This is a genomic window from Melittangium boletus DSM 14713, from assembly GCF_002305855.1.
Classification (GTDB): domain Bacteria; phylum Myxococcota; class Myxococcia; order Myxococcales; family Myxococcaceae; genus Cystobacter; species Cystobacter boletus.
In genome coordinates this window covers 8,183,861-8,204,242 of sequence record NZ_CP022163.1, presented here as the reverse complement: position 1 = coordinate 8,204,242, position 20,382 = coordinate 8,183,861, and the positions used below count along the sequence as shown (strand labels likewise).

At 68.4% G+C, this 20,382-nt stretch carries 13 protein-coding genes and 2 tRNA genes; 4 read left to right on the top strand and 11 right to left on the bottom strand.

Going from position 1 to position 20,382, the window contains the following annotated elements; all coding sequences use genetic code 11:
* Window positions 1-184 precede the first annotated feature (184 nt).
* The gene (locus MEBOL_RS34000; RefSeq protein ID WP_157823830.1) at window positions 185-5,848 is read left to right on the top strand and encodes an RHS repeat-associated core domain-containing protein; all 5,664 of its coding nucleotides are present in this window, start codon (window positions 185-187) and stop codon (window positions 5,846-5,848) included.
* A 23-nt stretch (window positions 5,849-5,871) separates the two neighbouring features.
* Window positions 5,872-6,291, top strand: coding sequence for a hypothetical protein (locus MEBOL_RS33995; protein ID WP_095981322.1), 420 nt, complete (start codon window positions 5,872-5,874; stop codon window positions 6,289-6,291).
* Between the two features lie 13 nt (window positions 6,292-6,304).
* Here MEBOL_RS33995 and MEBOL_RS33990 read toward each other — a convergent pair whose 3' ends face one another.
* The 3 genes from MEBOL_RS33990 to MEBOL_RS33980 form a co-directional block, all read right to left on the bottom strand.
* Entirely contained in the window at window positions 6,305-6,916 is a 612-nt protein-coding gene (locus MEBOL_RS33990) for a CAP domain-containing protein (protein WP_095981321.1), read from the bottom strand.
* Window positions 6,917-7,078: 162 nt separating this feature from the next.
* Entirely contained in the window at window positions 7,079-8,554 is a 1,476-nt protein-coding gene (locus MEBOL_RS33985) for a ligand-binding sensor domain-containing protein (protein WP_245919095.1), read from the bottom strand.
* A gap of 159 nt (window positions 8,555-8,713) precedes the next feature.
* Entirely contained in the window at window positions 8,714-10,315 is a 1,602-nt protein-coding gene (locus MEBOL_RS33980; protein WP_095981320.1) for a Rieske 2Fe-2S domain-containing protein, read from the bottom strand.
* Window positions 10,316-10,599: 284 nt separating this feature from the next.
* Between MEBOL_RS33980 and MEBOL_RS33975 the strand changes: the two genes are divergently transcribed.
* Entirely contained in the window at window positions 10,600-11,589 is a 990-nt protein-coding gene (locus tag MEBOL_RS33975) for a TerC family protein (RefSeq protein ID WP_095981319.1), read from the top strand.
* A 54-nt stretch (window positions 11,590-11,643) separates the two neighbouring features.
* Here MEBOL_RS33975 and MEBOL_RS33970 read toward each other — a convergent pair.
* The 6 genes from MEBOL_RS33970 to MEBOL_RS33945 all read right to left on the bottom strand — a co-directional run bounded on the left by MEBOL_RS33970 (window position 11,644) and on the right by MEBOL_RS33945 (window position 15,975).
* Window positions 11,644-11,715, bottom strand: a tRNA-Val gene (locus MEBOL_RS33970).
* Window positions 11,716-11,741: 26 nt separating this feature from the next.
* A tRNA-Val gene (locus MEBOL_RS33965) sits at window positions 11,742-11,813 on the bottom strand.
* 53 nt (window positions 11,814-11,866) lie between these two features.
* On the bottom strand, window positions 11,867-12,145 hold the full coding sequence (locus MEBOL_RS33960; RefSeq protein ID WP_095981318.1) for a hypothetical protein: 279 nt from the start codon (window positions 12,143-12,145) through the stop codon (window positions 11,867-11,869).
* A gap of 24 nt (window positions 12,146-12,169) precedes the next feature.
* Window positions 12,170-12,598: an SCP2 sterol-binding domain-containing protein gene (locus MEBOL_RS33955; RefSeq protein WP_095981317.1), complete on the bottom strand. Its 429-nt coding sequence runs from the start codon at window positions 12,596-12,598 to the stop codon at window positions 12,170-12,172.
* A gap of 8 nt (window positions 12,599-12,606) precedes the next feature.
* The gene (locus tag MEBOL_RS33950; RefSeq protein ID WP_095981316.1) at window positions 12,607-14,238 is read right to left on the bottom strand and encodes an Hsp70 family protein; all 1,632 of its coding nucleotides are present in this window, start codon (window positions 14,236-14,238) and stop codon (window positions 12,607-12,609) included.
* Window positions 14,239-14,289: 51 nt separating this feature from the next.
* Window positions 14,290-15,975, bottom strand: a complete 1,686-nt coding sequence (locus MEBOL_RS33945; protein WP_095983166.1) for a hypothetical protein — start codon at window positions 15,973-15,975, stop codon at window positions 14,290-14,292.
* A gap of 135 nt (window positions 15,976-16,110) precedes the next feature.
* On the opposite strand from MEBOL_RS33945, the gene MEBOL_RS33940 reads away from it, so the two are divergent.
* Window positions 16,111-16,860 carry a CHAP domain-containing protein gene (locus MEBOL_RS33940; protein ID WP_095981315.1) on the top strand — a complete coding sequence of 250 codons (750 nt, stop codon included), beginning with the start codon at window positions 16,111-16,113 and terminating at the stop codon, window positions 16,858-16,860.
* A 21-nt stretch (window positions 16,861-16,881) separates the two neighbouring features.
* On the opposite strand, the gene MEBOL_RS33935 is transcribed toward MEBOL_RS33940, so the two are convergent.
* Both MEBOL_RS33935 and MEBOL_RS43860 read right to left on the bottom strand, forming a co-directional pair.
* A complete protein-coding gene (locus MEBOL_RS33935) occupies window positions 16,882-18,066 on the bottom strand; it encodes a glycosyltransferase family 2 protein (RefSeq protein WP_095981314.1) in 1,185 nt (394 codons plus the stop codon).
* Window positions 18,067-18,188: 122 nt separating this feature from the next.
* Window positions 18,189-20,366: a zinc-ribbon domain-containing protein gene (locus MEBOL_RS43860; protein ID WP_157823828.1), complete on the bottom strand. Its 2,178-nt coding sequence runs from the start codon at window positions 20,364-20,366 to the stop codon at window positions 18,189-18,191.
* Window positions 20,367-20,382 lie beyond the last annotated feature (16 nt).

Below are 20,382 nucleotides of genomic sequence, written 5' to 3'. Positions count from 1 at the left end.
TGAACTGGATCACAGCGACAACCGCGTCCAGGTGCTCGGCCATGTCCCCCGCGTGGGTGTGAACCAGTTCATAGGGCGATACCACGCGAGTCGTTTAGGGTGCGCGCCCCAACAGCCAGACAGCCCGCCCCAGGATCCCGGTGAGCGGCCGCTGGCATTCCGATCCTTACTAAAAGGAGATGCCGTGCGTTCCACCCTCTCGAGGGCATGGGGGGCACTCGCCGCGTTGATGACAGCGGCCGAGGCCACCGCCCAGAGCCAGACCTTTTCCGACTCCCTGGTCCAACCTCCCGTGCTGGCCGCACCCCAGCGCGGCTCACTCAAGGGACAGTTGGCCTCCGTCGCCTTCGGGGTCTCGGATGTCAGCCGGGGCGCCTTCACCCTGCCCTCTCCCTTCTCCGCGCCCACCGAACGGGGTCCGCTGCTGACGGACCCCTTCCCCCATTACTCCCCCGACGCTGGACTGTCCGAATGGGGAATGGGTTGGCGAGCGAGCCTGTCCATCACCCGCCATGCCCTGGGCCACCTCGACTATGCCACCGACACCCTCACCGGACCCTGGGGAGAGTTGCATCGAGGCGCGGACGGCTTTTGGTATCCGAAGGGTCTGTCCGCGCACGTCCGCGTGGAGCAGCTTCCCGACACCCTCGTCGCCTACCTGCCCGATGGCAGCCGCTCCACCTTCGGTGGCTCGGTCCGGGAGACGACAGCCCGGGGCACGTATGCCTGGTTGCTCACCGAAACCCAGACGCCCCAGGGCCGGGTGACCCGCTTCACCTATGACACCAATGCCTCGGGCCGCCGCTTCCTCAAGACGGTCCGTTACGGCGGTCTGGGTGAGGACTTCCAATACCAGGTGGACTTCGAATACGAAAACCTCCGCGTGCCGCACTCCGACTGGAGTTCCTCCGAGGAGCGCGTGCTGGACAGGCGGGTGCGGACCGTCATCGTCCGCTCGGTCGACACCTCCACGGGCATGCTCCAGGAGCGGTGGCGCCACACCCTCACCTACGCCGAGGAGGCCAGCAGTCCCACCTACTACCTGGCCCAGGTGACGCGCACCTTCGCCTCGGGAGAGCAGGCGCCTCCCACGCGCTACACCTACAACACGGGAAGCCAGCGCCTCACCGCCGTGCAGTTCCGGCCCGTGCCCCAGTTCGACCCCGTGCTCAGCCGCTTCCGGCGTGACACCCTCTTCCCCACGCGCTCGGCGCTGGTGGACCTGGACGAGGACGGCCGCATCGATCTGGAGGACGGCTCCAGCCTGACCCTGGCGCGCCAGGGTGACTCGGGCTTCACGTTCGAACCGCTCGCGCCCGCCTCGGGCACGGTCTACACCGGCTGCCGCCTGGCTCCCAGCAGCGGCAATCCTCCCCGTCTGCTGGTGAAGATGCGCCCCGAGGACGACGCCCCCCGGGTGCTCGACATGCGCTACGGCCTCGAGCCCGGGAAGACCCGGGTGACGCTGTGTGGCCGTGACGGCGTTCCCATCCACCAGTCCTTCGTCTCGGGCAACTGGCAGTTCGACGACAGCAACGCGCTGGCCACCAATACCCGCCTGGCCGACGTCACGGGCGATCAACGACCGGACCTCGTGCAGATCCAGGAGGGCGGCTACCTGTTGTCGCGCAATGTCAGCACCTCCAGCACCTACGCCTTCGAGACGCCCCAGCGCTACGGCCTCACGCCGTCCTTCTCTCCCTCCATGTCCTGGATCCACGACATGAATGGCGATGGCCTCGCCGACATCGTGAGCCGCTTCAACGCTGGCGTGGTGGTCTGGTTCGGCAAGGGACAGGGCGAGTTCGAGACCGCGGGCCGCACCCTGCCCTTCTACGCGGACCTCGCCCTGATGGGAGATCTGGACGCCTACGCCTTCACCTTCCTCGACGCCAACAAGGACGGTGCCACCGATATCCTGATCTCCGCGGAGGACATCGCCTATCTGTTCGTCAATGACGGGCGCCGTTTCTCCTATGTGCGGATGCCCGCCCTGAAGAATCTGGTGAACACCCCCCATGGCGCCCCCGTGGTGGCGGATATCGCGGGCAGCGGCAACACGGAGCTGGTGGTCGTCCCCGCGCAGGGCAGCGCGCTGTCCCTCGCCTTCGCGGAGACGAGCACCGGGCTGATGGCCACGGCGGATGACGGCATGGGTTCGCTCCTCCGCTTCTCCTATGGCCGCGCGCCCCCACGGCCCGGCGTGGCCCAGCGCGCGGTGGTGTTGTCGGCCCTGGAAGTGGAGACGTCAGGCTACGACAAGGTGCGGTACACGTATGACTACGCGGGGGCCACGCTCCACTCGGTGGGGCATCACCTGCTGGGTTTCGGCACCGTGACGCGCACCGCGCCCTCCCTGACCCACACCGCCCACTTCCTCCAGGACGACACCACCTCCGGCCTGCTGCTGGATCAATCCGAACGCGATGCCCTCACGCCCGACGTGCTGCGCTTCTCCTCACGCACCTATGACACCGTCTCCTTCCAGGGGCTGCCCTGGCGCCGGCTCAAGGAGGAGCGGGCCGGCTACCGCGACGGCGCGGCGAGCCCCGGCGTCGAGATCGACGAGCGCACCGAATACCTTTCCTATCAGGCGGACGTGTGCCCCTCGGAGACGGTGCGGCGCTCACGACACGGGACGCTCACCACGACGAAGACCCGCGCCTGGGTGCCCGCGTTCGCCCAGCACCTGCACTGTCTGGACGAGGACATCACCCTGCGGGGAACCCACCTCTCCCCTGACTTGAACTTCCTCCATCGGGCGCACCTGTCGCGCAACACGCTGGGCCAGGTGGAGCGCGTGGAGAGCATCGATGGCTTGGAGGTGATGACCCTCCAGGAGGTGGTCTACCGCGCGGATCATCTGGTGGACCGCATCACCCTACCGGGCCGGGGAACCACCCGGTTCGACTGGCACCCGGGCACCTCACAGCTGCGGCGCGTGGAGGCTCCGGACGGAGTGGTGGTGCAAGCCACGTCCTTCCATCCGGTGACGGACGCGCTCCTCGAGCTCACCACCTCGCGAGGGCTCAATCGCATGGCGCAACGCTTCCGCTACGATGGGCAGGAGCGTCTGGTGAAACAGTGGGACGACCTGGGGGGCGCCAGCGAGACGACGCCCAACATGCTGCTCGCCTACCACTACGCCACCGCCACCCAGCCGGGCAACGTGGCGGTGAAGACCCTGGTGGACGCGGCCCTGGGCGTCGTCACCTCGTCGGTGGAATGGCAGACCGGGGCCGGGGAAGGCGTGGGGCAAGCGGTCCGCACTCCCGAGGGATGGGTGGTGGATGGCCTCACCACGCGCAGCCGCAATCTGCTGGAGGTCAAGAAGCACGTGCGGCCCGTGCTCACGGCCCAGACGGACGTGACGACCCTGGACTACACGCGCCTGCTCGCGGACACGGACGTGGTGAGCACCCTTCGCTCGTCCGGCCTGGGCGAGGAGGCCGAATCCCTCGTCCGTCTGCACGCGGACGTCACGCGCCAGCAGCGCACCGAGTGGTCGCTGGAGGACGGACTGCTGCGGCAGGAGGCCATCGAGAACGGCACCCACAGCCAGCGGCGCTACCTGGATGCGAGCAAACGCCTGGTCGCCTACGAGGACGAGGCCCGCGCCCGGTACACGTACACCCATGACGCCCTCGGCCGGCTGCGGCAGGTGCGGCTGCCAGACGGAAAGAGCCACCGCGTCTCCTTCGACGGCCATGGGCGCGCGGCGTCCGTGGTGCGCGATGGCGTGGCCTCGGTGACCTACGCCTACGTGCCGGGCACGATGTCGCAGTCGAAGAAGACCTTCCGCACGCTCCAAGGCGTGCCCATCCGCGAGGAGTCGTACGCGTACGACGCCATCGGCCGCAAGCTCAGCGACCTCCACACCGACCTGCTCAGCGGCGCCACCCAGCTCAACCGTTACTACTATGACGGCGCGACCCCCGAGCAGCCCCTGCGGCGGGACATGCCCGGCCTGCTCACCGCGGTGGAAGGCGACGACTTCCAGAAGCGCTTCGCCTACCGCGTGGATGGCAAGCTGACCTATCACTCCCTGCGGCTGTCCAACTGGCGCACGGTGGACTCCGCGCTGAGCTATCGGGAGAACGGAAGCGTTCGCCAGGAGGTGGTGTGTCTGCGCGACGCCTCGGGCGCCATCCTCCAGTGCACGACGCAGGGCAACACGCCGGATGCGTTCGGACGGACCGAATCCATGTCCCTCAATGGCACCCCGCTGGCCGCGCTCGCCTACAACGGCCAGGGACAGCTCGCCACCGCCAGCCTCCATGGCATCGGTCAGGTGACCTTCACCTATGACAGCCTCACCCGCGCTCCCGTGGGCTTCAGCCAGGCCACCCCCCACCTGACGTCCTCCACGTCCTGGCGCTACGACGCCCGAGGCCTCATCGGCAGCGAAACCCTCGCGGTGGGAGCGCTCGGCCTGCAACGCGTCCACGGCTACTCCGCCCAACGGTTCCTCTCCTCCAGCACGGACTCCCAGGGCTCGTACGGCTATGGCTATGACGCCTCGGGGCTGCCCACCACCATCTCGGAAGAGGGCGTCACGCGCACGCTGACCCAGGTGGGCAACACCCTCCAGGTGGGCGGCGTCACGTACACCTTCGATGGCCTCGGCCGCACCGTGAGCAAGGACGAGCTCCTCCTCGCCTACGGTCCCAATGGCCACCTGGCCCGCGCCACCCGGGGCGAGCGGAGCTGGGAGTACAGCTATGACGAGAAGGGGCAGCGGCTGATGAAGCGCGAGGGGGGCCTCATCCTCGCGGCCTATCTGCCGGGCGGCGCCTACCTCGACGGCACCGGCCTCACCCAACCCCTCCGCCTGGGAGGACGTCTGGTCGGCACCCTCCGGAACAATGTCTACCAACCGCTGGCCACCGACATGCGGGGCACCGTGATGGCGGACACCGATGGGACCCCGCGCATGGCCTCACCCTACGGCCAGCGCGCCCTCCATCCGGACTCCGCCGCGGCGATCGACTACGTGGAGAAGGGCTACGACGCCGACCTCGGCCTCATCCGCATGGGGGTGCGCGACTACGATGCCTTCATCAACCGCTTCACCACGCCGGATCCGCTCTACCTCGAGACCCCGGAGAAGTGCTCGACCAGTCCGTTGGACTGCAACCTGTACGGGTACGCACGCAATGATCCGCTGTCCTTCACGGATCCCTCCGGAATGGAGCCCACGACCCGGCGCAGCGGGGATCGCGTGGACCGGGAGCACGAGCGGGATCAGGAGAATGGTCAGAAGCCCGGCCACAACCCGGACAACAGCCACTTCGCGAGTGACTGGGCCGGGCGCGCCATCCTGCTGCACTACCTGCGGGGCGGAGGAGACTGGGATGTCGTCGATGAGCCCCAGTGGTCGGTCTACATGATGCAGAACGAAACCCTGCGCAACGTGGTGGACACCCGGCTCGTCAGCCTCGCGCTCCAGGGCATCAAGGATCACCCGAGCGGCGGCTCCGTCGAAATCAAGGAACAGTTCCACGTCGAGATCGAGAATGGCGAGGGCGTCATCGGCTACCAGTATCTGCACGGCTCGAACCCCGCCGCGGGAGACTTCCAGATCACCGGCACCATGGACATTCAGCTCAAGAACACCCCGGGCGGCCCCATGTACTCGGTCTCCTTCCAGACGACGTACAAGTGGAACGACATCATGGACAGGAACGACGACTACGAGACCGACAAGTTCAAGGACAAGGTCGCCAACGTCATCAGTGGCACCATGGCCGCGCCCTTCACCTTCTCCGTCTCCTGGGACTCGAATCCGATCTACTCGTTCGATCCCAAGGGCAACCGGATGGGAGGCGCCGAATGGCCCACCAAGTGACGCGACGCGGTCTTGGTCGGTGGATGCTGATCGCCCTGGCGGCGGTGTGGGTGGGTTGCCCGGACAAGGGCCCCGCTCCCCTCACCTCTCCGTCCGGACGCTACCAGCTCCACTCCTTCCAGGAAGTGGATGGCCGGGGAGCCCGCTGGGTGCGCTTTCGCATCACCGACGCCACGACGGGCAACGAGGTCTTCACGTGCCCCGAGCGATGGCTCCATGGCCACCGGACCGAATTCTATTGGGATGAGCAGGACCGGGCCTGGGTGCTCTCGAGCGACGTGGGCGTGAGCGTCTGGGCGGCGACGCCCCCAGGAGCCTGGGGGCCGATTCCTCAAGAGGAGGCGGAGCGGCTGATGCCTCCGGAGCCCATCCGGAAGTATCACGACCGGTTCCCCTCCCTCCGGGGCAAGTGGCCGGCGACGCCGGCACCCGCCCCTCGGTGAACTCAAGGCCTGACTACTGGCGCCCGAAGTCCTGGGTCCAGTAGTGCTTGTAGGTGCTGCCCGAGGCGTAGAAGTAGCCAACGCCCAGGTGCTTGAGGCCGGGCTCCATGATGTTGTTGCAGTGGCCCGTGCTCTTCATCCAGGAGTCCATCACCGCGGCGGCCGTGCCCTGGCCCGCCGCGATGTTCTCCGCGGCCTGCATGTAGGAGTAGCCCGCGGAGTTGATGCGCTGCCACGGCGAGGAGCCATTCGAGCCGGTGTGGCTGAAGGTGTTCGTCACGCCCAGATCCTTGGAGTGCTTGCGGGCGGCACAGCGCAGCCGGGTGTCCAGGGTGAGCGCGGCCGTCGGCCCCTTCCACACGCCGCCACAGGAAGCGCCCGAGGCCCGCTTCTGGTTCACCAGCGAGAGCACCTGGTTCTCGAGGTTGGTCCAGGACGAGTCCCAGCTGTTCACGTCGTCACAGTAGGCCTGCGTGCTCGCCAGGGACTGCACGCCGCTCGCCTCCTCCGTCCGCATGCCCTCCTCGGTCAGGCCCTCGGACTCGGGCGCGGAGACATCGCCTCCGCAGCCCACGAACAAGGTGGCACCCAGCAACAACGACAACCCGCGCATGGTTCGCTTCATGGTCTGGCCTCTTGGGGAAAGAACGTCCAAAGACGGACTCCCCCTATAAACCACAAAACAAGGATATCTTTCAATTCAAGAATTAATTGTAATTTACTGCTATGGCTGAAACGTGTCACCCGGAGTGAGGTCCGGGGGGCCACCGCCCCCCGGGACGGTGTTTCAGTAGCCGCGCAGCACGGTGAGGCCTTGATCGGTGAGGACGTAGAGCATCGCCGGGGAGGTGGACGGATCGTAGACGAGCTGCTTGACCGTGTTGCCCGCCACGTCCGTCACCCGGAAGAGGCGCTTGTTCGCGTCCAGGCGCCACAGGCCGCCACCACTGGTGCCGATGAAGAGCGAGCCCTCGTCCGTGGCCGCGAGCGACGTGAGCCTGTCCGTGGGCAGTCCTGGCACCCGGGTGCCGCGTTGCCCGCGATCCTTGGCCGAGACGACCGTCATCTCCCAGAGTCCGAAGCTGGCACTGGCCAGGTAGTAGCGGCCGTCCCGTGTCTGCTGGAAGGCCCGCCAGAAGTCGAACTCCGCCAGGGAGTTGAGCTGCGGAAGGTACGAGGACTCCACCTTCATGGGGTTGAGTGACTTGGGATCCATCCAGTCCCAGACGCCCATGTCCTTGTTGGGCGTGACGATGCCGAACGTCCAGTCCGTGCCGATGAGCACGTCTCCGTCCTGGGCGATGCCCACCGCGTAGCTGTAGCCGATGTGCTGGTGGCCCTGGTCGTCGAACCACGTCGGGTGGCGGTGGCTGTTGTAGTTCAAGCCGTTGACGCGGGTGACGCCGTGGTTGGTGCTCACGTACACATCGCCCCGGTCCCGGCCCCGCATCACCTTCGCGCAGCCGAGCACCGCGCGATCCTCGTCGAAGTGCCAGTCATTGGAGTTGTGGAGGCCCGTGTTCCCCGGAGGATTCCACGTGAGCGACCCGTCCTTGCCGCGCCGGAAGGAGCGCGTCAGGTGCTCCTCCAGCTTGATGCCCTCCGGCGTGAGCCGCACCGCGTCCAGGTCCCCATCGCCGTAGGCGGGATCGCCAGCGGACTGATGTTCGGGATTGTCGAGCTCCTTCGCGTAGTAGCCCACGTAGGCCCGGCCCGCGGCACCGCCGCAGATGACCGTGGACGAAAAGCCCCTGCCCGCCTGACCGATGTTGCTGGCCCACGTGGGTTGGGTCTCCCCCGAGCGGATCACCCCGATGCGTCTGCCATCGAGCAGCCAGAGGTTGAAGGCGTCATCCACCGCCACGCCCTGGGGCCTGCCCACCCCGAAGCGCTGCGTGTAGTCGACCACGGCTTCCTGGGGCCAGAGATCCACGCCATGGACGCTCCCCCCGCCCGGGAGTTCCTCGTCACCCGCGTCCGTCCCCGCATCCGTTTGGGTTCCCGCGTCGGCGCCGCCCCCCGCGCCGGTGTCACCGCCTCCGTCATCGGGGATTCCCGCGTCATCCGATGCCCCCGGGTCCGGAAGAGCAATCCCCGCGTCGGGAGGGGGGAGGCTCGCGTCCTCGTCCTCCTCAGGCACTTCTCCGGGTGGCGTGGGCACCGACTCGAGCGCTCCCGACCCCTCTTGCATCGCGCCGCCACAGGCCCACGCGGCGACGACACCCACGATCACTCCACCCACTCCCAGCCATTTCCGCATCATCCGTGCCTCCCTTGGGGCTGGACGGACAACAGCAAGCCGCGTACCGGGCCGGAACGATCGGAAGTGGACGGACGGACGACGGAGATGTGAACGTGGCTTCCCACCGGGCCCCACACCGATGCTCCGCGTGGGGCGGGAAATCGAAGCCAGGCGTCCCGCTCATGCCTGGGGCCGCTGCTCGGCGGGAGCCTCGCGCTTGTCCTCCTGCTTCGTCTGGGGCTCGGCCTTGACGGAGCAGCCGTTCGTGGCGCAAACGCCGCCCGCTTCCAGGTCGAAGCGCCAGCGGTGCCGCGGGCACACGAGGTAGCGCCCTTCCTCGATCCACCCCTCCTTCAGGTCCGCGCCCTGGTGGGGGCAGAAGCGGTTGACGGTGTAGCGCTGGGTGCCGGTGGAGACGACGGTGCGCTCCTTGCGCGCCTCGGCGGCGAGCGTCGTGTCGCACATGGCGCGCAGGTCCTCCACCTCGGCGGCGAGGAAGTTGTGGAGGGTGGCGTCGTAGACGTCCGGCGCGCGCGAGGCCCGGAAGCGGAAGGACAGGAGGAAGTCCTCCCAGTTGAGCTTGCGCTCCAGCACGCGGCCGATGTCCACCGCGTTGGCCAGGAGCATGTAGCGGTTCAGATCGCGCACCTCGCCCACCACCTCCACGCGCCGGGTGCGGAAGTCCACGCGAAGCAGTTGGGTGGGCAGCTCCGTGAGCCCGAGGTACAGCGGCATGGTCACCCGATCCGACAGGGAGAAGGCGTCGAGCTTGTTCTGCAGTTCCTCGCGCAGCCGCAGGTGGATGCGATCCACCTCCTCGAGCAGGATGTTGCGCGGCCGCTCGCGGAAGACGCGCGCCTGCATCTCCGCGTAGGTGCGCAGGTACTCCGCGACGTTCTCGTCCGTGACGCGCTCGGGCACCTGCCAGGAGAAGTCTCCCGTCTCCGCGTCGATCACATCCCCGGGCATGGGCTCGAGCAGGCGGGGCGCTTTGCTCCCCAGCCGGCTCTTCAGGTACGAGAAGAGCTCCGGGGCCCGGGGGAAGATGTTCACCGGCTCCAGGTTGAGGTGGAAGAGCGACGGATCCAGGAAGCAGGCGGGCCCCGCGGACGCCAGGTAGGTCCGGGGTTGGACCGTCTCGATGGCGCGCGCCACCGCCTCGAACTTGCTCGCGCGCTTCTGCCGCGAGTGCTCCGTGTACTCCTCGCGCGAGTAGTCGTAGCAGGTGGGGTGCCAGATGGCGCCCGAGAACTGGGCGGTGAAGATGTCGATGGGCCCCTCTTCCGCCACCAGCTTGGGCAGCCTGTCGTGCACCTTGCAGTCGTTGAGGTTGAGGAAGCTGCGGCCGTCCGCCTGGACGAGCAGCGCCGAGTCCCGGTTGGTGCCCGAGTCGGTCAGGTACAGCTTCAGGTACCCGCCCCGGAAGGCCACCTCCTGTTGGTCCTCGCACGTGATGACACGCCGGGGGCCGTAGGCCAGGAAGGTCTCATGGAGCGCGGTGCGACGGAAGCGGCCGAGCACCACGGTGAAATCCCGCTTCATCAGGCTCCAGAGGAAGTCTGGATCGAAGTGATCCTTGTGCTCGTGGCTGATGTAGAGGAAGCGCTCCTTGGGAGAGTTCTCGAGCTTCTCGCGCACCACGGGAGCGAGCTCGTGGTTTCTCGGGAACTGCATCCAGGCCGAGTCAAAGGCGCCCAGGGGCGTCAGCCACGGGTCCGCCACGACCAGTGCGTGTTGAGTTTCGATCAGGAAGCCAGCATGCCCCAGGAACGTAATCTGCATGAATCCATCCCCCCCGCGAGATCCGGTCCGAAGGAGATATCGGCCGGAGTGGTTGCCCAGACGCCGGTGCCGCACGTTCGGGAAGCGGGAAGGCTGGTGTGCGCAGGGGCCGGTTGCCATGGCCTCGGGGTGCCACGCACCGGTTCACCGCTTGGCAAAGGGGGGAGACTCTTCGGTTTTTCCGAAGGATGACGCACCAATTACCTATTTGCCGAAGGATGAGTCGGCTCCTATCTAGTCCTATCTCGCTCGAGGAGTTTTCCGAGGGCCTGGACAGGGAGTTTATGGAAACGCAGAGCGTGGGCAGTCCCGTCCTCTGGGCGGGCTTCATCGTGTTCGTGCTGGTGATGCTGGCGTTGGACCTGGGGGTGTTCCACCGCAAGAACCATGAGGTGAAGTTCAAGGAGGCGCTGACGTGGAGCGGGGTGTGGATCTCGCTCGCGCTGCTCTTCAACCTGGGCATCTGGTGGAAGTTCGGCGCCACCCCGGCGGTGCAGTTCCTCACCGGCTACCTCATCGAGAAGTCGCTCTCCGTCGACAACATCTTCGTCTTCGTCGTCATCTTCTCGGCGCTGAGGATTCCCCTGCTGTACCAGCACCGGGTGCTGTTCTGGGGCATCCTGAGCGCGCTGGTGTTGCGCGCGGGGATGATCTTCGCCGGCGTGGCGATGATCCAGCGCTTCCACTGGCTCATCTATGTCTTCGGCGCGTTCCTCATCTTCACGGGCGTGAAGCTCTTCGTGCATCGCAACGAGGAGGAGCACCCGGAGGAGAGCAAGGCGCTGCAGTGGGTGCGCAAGGTCATCCCGTCCACGAACGAGCTGCACGGCGCGCACTTCTTCACGCGGGCCACGGGCCGCTGGTTGGCCACGCCGCTGTTCATGACGCTGGTGCTGGTGGAGTTGACGGACGTGCTCTTCGCGCTCGACTCGATTCCCGCCATCTTCGCGGTGACGACGGATCCCTTCCTCGTCTTCACCTCGAACATCTTCGCCATCCTGGGCCTGCGCTCGCTCTTCTTCGTGCTGGCGGGGGCGGTGGAGAAGTTCTCCTACCTGAAGGTCGGCCTGTCCGCGGTGCTGGTGTTCGTGGGCGCGAAGATGGCGCTGGTGGACGTGGTGCACATCTCGCCGGCCATCTCCCTGGGCGTCATCGCCCTGCTGCTGGGCGGCTCCATCGTGGCGTCCCTGCGCAAGGCGCGCAGGCTGGAGCTCGAGCACGGCCAGAAGTCCTCGGAGACCCCCCCGGCGCCGAGCCACCCGAGCCGGACGTAACGGCGGAAACGACAAAGGCCGTGAGCCCCGATGGACTCACGGCCTCTGTCGTGTTGGGCGCACCAGGATTCGAACCTGGGACCCCTGCCGTGTGAAGGCAGTGCTCTACCGCTGAGCTATGCGCCCGACTGCTGTATCGCGTCCGTTGGGAGTGGGCGCACCAGGATTCGAACCTGGGACCCCTGCCGTGTGAAGGCAGTGCTCTACCGCTGAGCTATGCGCCCCCGACGAAGCGACGGGGGGCTAAATGCCACCCCACCGTAGTCCCTGTCAACGCCTATTCACCCGCGAGTCCACTCAGCTTTTTGTCCAACTCGCGCAGCCGGCGCTTGAGGCCCGCGAGCTTCCTGCCCACGGCCTGGAAGTCACTCCGGGGCGCGTAGTGCAGCGTGCGCAGCAGCTCTTCCTGCCGCTGGTCCAGCGCCTGCTTGCCTCGCTGGAGCGAGCCGAGCGCCGTGGCGAGCCCCTGGGCCCGCCGCTCATCGGCCATCCATGTCTCCAGGGCCCTGCGCGACACGTCCAGGGCTTGCGACTTCAACTTCCGGCGGATGCCCATGGCGGTTTCCCTCCTGGCTGACGCCTAGGCGCCGTCGTCCAGGTACTCGGTCTTCAGCCCGGCGAGGACACGGTCGGCGAGCCCCTTGAAGCGCAAGCGCTCGATGAGCTGCTGCAGGTCCCCCTTCACCGCGATGCGCCGCCGCAACACGGCCTCCACGGGATCCAGGCTGCCTTGCAGCAACTGCTTCCACACGCTGTAGGGCGCGCGCGCCAGGTAGGCCGGCTCGAGTTCGTCCAGGTCGTCGGGTTCCTCGAGCAGGCGGGGCGTCTCGATGAGGCAATCCCGCGTCACCACGTGCACCACGAAGGGCCGGGAGAGCCTGCCGGGTTCCGCGTCCACGATGACCCCGATGTCGCCCCGCCATCCGCGGGCGGCGAGCGAGCGCTCGGGATCCTCGTTCACCAAGCGCACCGCCTCCTCACACCACTCCTTCGATGGGAACGTGGCCATACCGCCCGCTACCCCCTGCGGAAGATGCTCTTGATGCTGGAGAACAGCCCGCTGCCACCCTCGTGCTGAGAGGACGGCGAGCCCGAGGTCTGACGGGCCTTCTGCGCCCGCTCCTCGGCCACCCGCGCCAGCTCCTTCTTGAGCAACTCGGGCGTGTCCCGCGTGGCCAGTTCGATGCGCCGGGCGCCTCCCGGTTCATCGACCAGCACCTCCAACAGGCACTCCTCGTTGAGCCGGAAGTCGATCTTCCTGCCGGCCGCTTCCGCGGGCACCTTCAACGTGCCCAGGTACTCGTTGTCCACCAGCAGATCACTGTCTCCCTGGAAGATGTCGATGTCGATGAAGGGGGCGCCCGGATCCTTGGGAGGAGGCAGGCGGAAGCTCTTCACCACGGGGAGGATGGTGTTCTTGTCGATGACGCGGCGCACCCGCCCGTTGGGCAGCGCGTAGCCGATGGGCATGGACACCGCGTCCAGCAACGTCACCGCGTCGAGGCTGCCGAGCGACTCCGCCAGGAGCGCCGCGCCCAGGGCCACGCACTCATCCGGATGCACGCCCTTGCGCGGCGGCTTGCCGAAGTGCTCCTGGATCCGCTGCTGCACGAGCGGCATGCGGCTCTGGCCCCCCACCAGGATGATCTCGTCGATCTCCGAGCGGTTGATGCCCTTCTCCGCGAGCACCCGGTCACACAGCTCGAAGGTGCGGTCCACCAGGTCCATGGTGAGCGCGTTGAGGTTCTCGCGCGTGAGGGGAATGCGCACGTCCACCGGCTTGCCCTTGCGCTCCTCCAGGAAGGGCAGGTCAATGAGCACGTTGGGGATGAGCGTCAGATCGATCTTCGCCGCCTCGGCCGCGTTCTTGATGCGCTGCATGGCGATGGGGTTGCCCGACAGATCGATCTTGCTCTCCTCCCAGACCTTCTCGAGGACGTAGTCCACCACGCGGTTGTCGAAGTCGACGCCGCCCAGGAAGGTGTCGCCGCCGGTGGCCAGCACCTCGAAGACGTTGCCCGTGAGGTGCAGCACCGAGACGTCGAAGGTGCCGCCGCCCAGGTCATAGACGAGGATCTTCTGATCCAGGCCCCGGTTGAAGCCGTAGGCCAGGGCCGCCGCGGTGGGCTCGTTGACGATGCGCTTGACGTTGAGGCCCGCCAGCCGCCCGGCCTCCTTGACCGCCTGGCGCTGGCTGTCCGTGTAGTAGGCCGGCACGGAGATGACGGCCTCGTCGAGCGGGCCGCCCAGGAACTGCTCGGCCATCGTCCTGATCTGCTTGAGGATGAAGCTGGAGACCTCGGCGAGCGTGTACAGGCGCCCACCGAGCATCACCGCCGCGTCGCCCTCCGGGCCCTCGACGATGTCGTACTTGAAGTATCCCTTGAGATCCTCCACCACCCGGGACTGGTACTTGCGGCCGATGAGGCGCTTGGTCCCATAGAGCGTGTTGGTGGGGTTGGTGACCATCTGATCCTTGGCCACGCCGCCCACCAGCAACTCTCCCTTGGCGGAGAGGGCCACCACCGAGGGCAACACCAGGTTGCCACGATCCGTGGGGACGATCTTCGGGATGCGGTTCTTCACGGACGCGACCAGGGTGTTGGTTGTCCCCAGATCGATCCCGATGATGCGAGGTCTTTCCGCCATGGTGGAGTCCCCCCTCTGTATCACGTCGGGCGGCGTCGTGCGCACTTCTTGCTAGGGCTCGTCCCGGGCCAGGAGCCGGCGGGCCTCGGCGCGGATCTCCTCGGAGGGATCCCGCTCCCGGGCAGCCTCCAGGACCACGGGCGCCAGCCGGGGCAGCTTCGAGCCCAGCGCCCGCAGGGCCTCACGGCGCTCGGACACGGCGCTGGTCAGGCGCTCGCGCACGGCGTCATCCCCGCAGGTCCGGGCCCCGGGCGTCTTCTCGCGCAGCAGCAGCTCCGCGTCCGCCAGCCGCGCCTCGGACAGCTTGAGCGCGTCCGACGCCGTCACCGCGAAGCCGTTCAGGTCCTCGGGAAACTCGGTGTTCGCCTCGCGCGCCCGGGCCACCGCCTCCGAGGCGAAACGCGCCGAGCGCACCGCCGCGCACAAGCGCCGGGCCGCCGCGAGCGGGATGCCCCCCTCGGCGGAGACGGTCTCCTCGCGCGCCGTGCCCAGGGCCCACAGGGCCAGCTGCCGCGCCGCCACCGCCGCCGAGAAGGCCTGGCGCCGCTCCTCGCGGATGGCCACCCAGCGCCACAGCACCACCGGATCCGGCTCCTCCGGCACGAACGCCCGCTGGTACTCGGTGGCCGCCTCGCCCAGGCGCCCCGAGGCATCCAGGAGCACCGCCATCAGCAGGTACAGCTCCGGGCTGCCCGCCCTCTCGCGCAGCGCCTCCAGCCGCACCGCCACCTCGTAATCCGCCACCGGCCGGGGCAGCGCGTGCAGGACGCCCAGGAGGCTCTCCAGGGCCCGTTGGCGCTCCAGGGCGTTGCGTCCCGAGCGCAACACGTTGAGCAGGGGATCCAACACCCTCACCGACACGTGCTGGCCCAGCTCCTCCGCCGCCTGCCAGCGATCCATGGGATCCGGGGCGGCCAGCGAGTGGCCCAGGTCCTCGATGTCACGCAGGTAATGGCCCACCTGGGCGGAGCGCACCAGCGGCGCCTGGTCGCGCAGGGCCTCGCGCTCGGTCCGGGCCCGCGCCAGCCGGGCCGGAAAATCCTTCAGTTGGGCGCCCAGGGGGTGTGCCGCCACACGCGCCTCGGCCTCTTCCAGGAGACCCGACACCACGAGGCCCTCCACCTCCAACGCCAGCAGACGCCGCTTCACCTCTTCCCGGTGACGCCCCGCCGGGAAATCGCGCAGGTAGCCAAAGAGGCGCGAGGCGCCTTCCTTCTCCGCCCGGGCGAAGCTCTCGTCATCCAACCGGCCCTCCACCTCCACCCGCCGGGGATCCTCCGGCGCCTCCTGGAGGTATTCGCGCAGGCGCGCCGTGTCGTCCGTGGTGGCCAGCTCCTTGAGCTCCGCCGCCTGCAACAGCCGCCGGGCCTCGTCGCGCTGGGCCCCGTCCGGGTGATCCGCCAGGAACTGCCGCAGCGCCACCGCCGTCCCCGCCTCCTTCGCCGCGTTGAAGCGCAGCCCCTCGAGCAGCGTCCGCGCCCGGCGCGCCTGCGTCGTGTCCGGGTGGGCCTCCACGAAGCGCTTGTAGGCGAGCACCGTGTGCAGCTGGGAGGCCTCCTCGAACTCCAGCTCGGCGACGCGCACCCGCACCGCCTCGGCCTCGTCCCCTTCCGGGTACTCGCGCAGGAACGCGCGGTAGGCCTCCAGCGTGTCCGCGTCCGCCGCCCGCTGGTAGGCCCGGGGCACGCCACAACCGGTCAGCAGCAACACGAGGGACAGGACTTTGAGCTCACGCATCCCCGTCAGCATTACCACCCCCTTCCCTCACACCCAACCGGTGTGTCCCCGTCCGCCCGCCTGGGTGGTTTTTTTGACCACACCGCCCCCGCATCCGACCATCCCCCCACTGACTCGCTACAGGGAGGTCGCGACATGAGGCTCGGCATGCTGCTCGCGGGACTGGTGGTGCTGACGGGGTGCGCCACCAGCACACCTCCTGGAGGCCGGCTGTTCGCCTCCAACTACCAGTACAGCCCCCTGACGCCTCCGGCCGCGCCCCGTCCCATTCCGAGCGGGAGCGAGAGCGAGGAGCCCTCCCCAGCCGACGACCCGCCGGCTTCGCTCTCCGGCTCCCGCGACGACGTGCTCGCCGCCGCGCGCAAGCTCGTGGGCAGCAAGCAGGTGCGCGTGGACGGGAAGACCTGGCCGTCGGACTGCACCGGCTTCGTCGAGGCCGTCTATGGAAAGGCCGGCGTCTCGTTCCGCGGCGCGGCCAAGGCGGGCGACAACGGCGTCACGGCCTTCTACCGCTACGCCCAGGCCCAGGGCCGGGTGTTCACGAAGGGCAAGCCCCGCCCCGGAGACCTGGTCTTCTTCCGGGAAACCTATGATCGGAACAAGGATGGGCGGCGCAACGACGGGCTCACCCACGTGGGACTGGTGGACGAAGTCGCCCGCGATGGCACCGTCGTCGTCATCCACCGGGTGAGCCGCGGCGTGGTGCGCTACCGGATGAACCTCGCCCGGCCGAGCGTGCGCAAGGATCCCCGCACCGGCGTCGTGCTCAACGACATGCTGCGCGTCCCCAAGGGCAAGAAGATGCCGGTGCTCACCGGCCAGCTCTTCGCCGCGTACGGCTCCGTGCTGCCCGAGCCCGGCGCCGACGCGGTGGCGCGGCGCTGAGCCCCCTTCACGCGCTCGTGGCTAGGAGGACGCGCGGGCCGTGCGATCCCACGCGGCGCGCTGCGAGTTGCGCAGGAAGCGCCAGAAGCCCACGGCGATCGCCAGGTTCATGGTCACGAAGTAGTAGGCCACCGAGGCCACCCGCCGCGCCGAGCCCCGGAGCGCCTCCTTCTTCCCCAGATACGCCAGGGCGTAGAAGAGCACCTGGGCCCCCAAGGTAAACCGGTAGAAAATACTGTCCATCAGGCAAAGGTTCGCCAGGAATGACAGGGCCATGAGGGCCGGAGCGCACCAACGCAACAGCTTGTGCGACCAGAAGGCGAACGCCGGGAAGCCCGCCGTCGGGGACAACAGGCCCGGCACCATCCGCAGGCTCTGGAAATTGCCCGCCGCGATGCGCGCCCGCCGTCCGAACTCCTTGTCATAATCCTCCGTCGTCTCCTCGTGCGCCACCGCCAGGGGCTCGTAGAGCACCTTGTATCCCTGCTCCAGGATGCGCATGGGAATCACGAAGTCGTCGACGATCGTCGAAGCCGGCAGCGCCTCGAAGAGCGAGCGCCGGATGGCGTACAGCCCTCCGTTGGCGCCCATCACCGCGCCGCGCTTTCCCTCGTAGAACTTGATGAGCGATTCGTACGTCCAGTACGTGCTCTCCTCGTACTCCGCCTTCGTCGGGTTGTAGAGGCGCAGCTGGCCGCACACCGCCCCCACCTCGGGATCCTCGAAGTGGCGGACCAACCGCCGCACGGCCTCTGGCTCGATCATCGTGTTCGCATCGGACAGCAGCACGATGTCGCCCTGGGCCAGGGGGATGCAGCGGTTGAGCACCGACGTCTTGCCCCCTCGGGACGCGGCCGACAGGCGCACCCGCTCGTCCGGACACGCGAGCACCCGCTCATCCGTGCCGTCCGTGGAGCCATCCGAGCCCACCAGCACCTCGAAGCGCCCGGCGGGATAGTCCAGCGCCAGACTGTTGCGCAGCTTCTGCTCGATGCAGCTCGCCTCGTTGTAGGCGGCCACCACCAGGCTCACCCGGGGCAGCGCGTCCTCCGCCGGGGCTTCCCGGCGCTGGCTGGCACCCGAGCGCATGTAGCGCACGTTGTGGAGCACCTGCGCCACCCCATCCATCGCGAACAGCGCCAGCGGGTACAAGAAGTATGTGTGCACCAGTAGCACCGCGGCACACCAGAAAATCAGCTCCGCCATCACCTGTGCCTCCCGACTGGGAGCGCGATCTCGCGCTCCTCCCGGAGACAGGGACTAGCAAGGGACGTACCGTCAATGGGTACCCGAGCCCAGGGTGCGCACACACCCGTGCCCGGTACCGCTCAGGGCCCGGAGGAACCGGAGGTGCCCTCGGGAACGGGCGCGGCGGGGGCGTTGCCGGTGTCGGGTGCTCCCGGCGGGAGCTGGCGCTTGGGCTGGGGAAGCGGCTCGGGCTCCGGCTCCTCCAACACCCGGGCGTAGTCGAGCAACTGCTGGGCCAGCTCGTGCTTCGGGTTGAGGGTGATGACGGTCTCCAACAGCGCCTGCGCCGCGGCGGGCTGATCCCGCATCAGCGCGAGGCGGGCGCCCAGGACATAGGGGCGCAGGTAGGTCCGGTTGCTCTCCATCATCCGCTCCATCGCGGAGACGGCGTTCTGGAGCTGGGTCCGCGACGGAGGCGTCTCGTGGAGGGCGAACTCGGCCATGGCCAACGCGCTCCAATCGCGCAGTTCCGCCTGGGCCAGCTTCACGGCCAGCGCGGGGGCGTCCATCCCGCCCAGCGCGCCGTTCATCAGGGCGCGCGCGCGCAGACGGGCGAGCGCGTCCCGTGGAGACTCCTCCCGGGGAATCGAGTCCAGCTTCTTGATGGCCTGCACCGCGTCCTTCGACAGATCCTTGCTCCGCTCATCGAGCGGAACCACCCGCTGTTGGATGACGGCCAGCTCCTCGTTCATGGTGTTGACGCGGCTGCGCCAGTCCGCCGGGGTCTGGGAGACGGTGAGTCTGTTGATGCGCGCGCGCAACCGCTTCTCCATCGCCTGGAAGGTCTTCACCCGGACCTGGGTGTCGTCCAGATGCAGCGCGAGCGCGATGCCCACCTCCGCCAGCAACTCCACGTTCTGGGGGTGCTCGGCCGAGAGGATCTTCAGCTGGGTGAGGGCCTCTTCCTGGGAGGTGGCGTCATCGCGCCGCAGCAGCGCCACGGCCTTCTCCCGGGCCTCTTGCGTGGCGGGCGGCAGGACATCGGACTTCGCGCGAAAGGAGGGCGAGGACAGCACGGCCGTCAGGCCAATCACGAGCACGCCGCCCCCGATGAGCAAGGCCCGGCGCTTGAGGCGCTTCGCCTTGAGCTTGTCCTGGGTGTCATCCCGGGCGGGCTTGCCCGCGTTCTCGATCAACTCCGGTGGCAGCTCGAGCGGCTTGGACAGGGCGGGCGTGGGGCCGCCCTGAAGCGGCGGCTCCCGGGGCAGTGGCTCCCGGGGCAGCGGCTCCTCCTCCGCCATCAGCTCCGAGAGCGGACGGTTCAACTGGTTGAGGATCTCGTCGGGCAGCTCGATGGGCGTCGTCGCGGCGACCCCGATGCTCGGCTCGGGGAGCAGGGGCTCCGGCTCCGGAGGAATGCGCTCCGGAGCCGCGTGCCGGGGCAGCAGACCCGGAGGTTGGGAAAAGACCTGGGCGGAAGGCTCGTCCAGGGGCTCGGTGCGCAGGGCCCCCTGGGGAAGACCCATGAGCGGAGAAGCCGTGACCGTGAAGGGAGAGGTCCCCACCGGTTCCGGGCCCCAGGGCACGTCCTCCGTCTTCACCGGAGGCTTCGCGGCGGCCATGGGCTGGGGAGGCGTCCCCGAGGGCCGGGCGGGCGTGGGGCGGGCACCCGGCACGGAAGGAGAAGTTCCAGCGACGGGGGGCACCCTGCCCTGGGGCTTGGGCGCGGGAGCCGGCGGAGGCACCGCGCCGAACACCTGAGTCGTCTGGGGCGGAGGTGCTCCCACGGGGGGTTTGCCAGCTGTCTGGGGCGGAGGCGCTCCCATGGGAGGTTTGCCGGTTGGTGGAGGGGCCGCGCCCGCCGGGGGTCTACCGGCCGCCGGGGGAGCCGCCTTCGCGACGGCGGGCGTGGGCTGGGGGACCGCGCCAAAGGTCTGTGTCTTCAACGCCACGGCCGAGGGGCGTGCCGCGGCGGGCGGAGCCTTGGGAGCGGCCACGGGCGCGATCGAGGGAACCTGGGGCGTCTGGGGCGCCATGCCGAACACCTGGGTGCCCGTGGGAATCGGCGCACCGCCGGTATCGGGGTTCGGATGGTTCGAGTTGTTCGCGCCGTACAGCAGGGTGGAGTTCACCGCGCTCGGGGGACGCGCCGGGGCCGGCTTCGGCGCGGGCTTCGCGGCCGGCCGGGGGGCGGGCTCGGGCGTTCCGGCGATGAACACGTGGCTGCAACGGGTGCACTGCACCGGAACACCCCCGGGCGGCAACAGCCGAGGGTCGAGCGCGTACTTCATCGAGCACTGGGGGCAGGCGATCTCCACGTCGCGTGCTTATCAC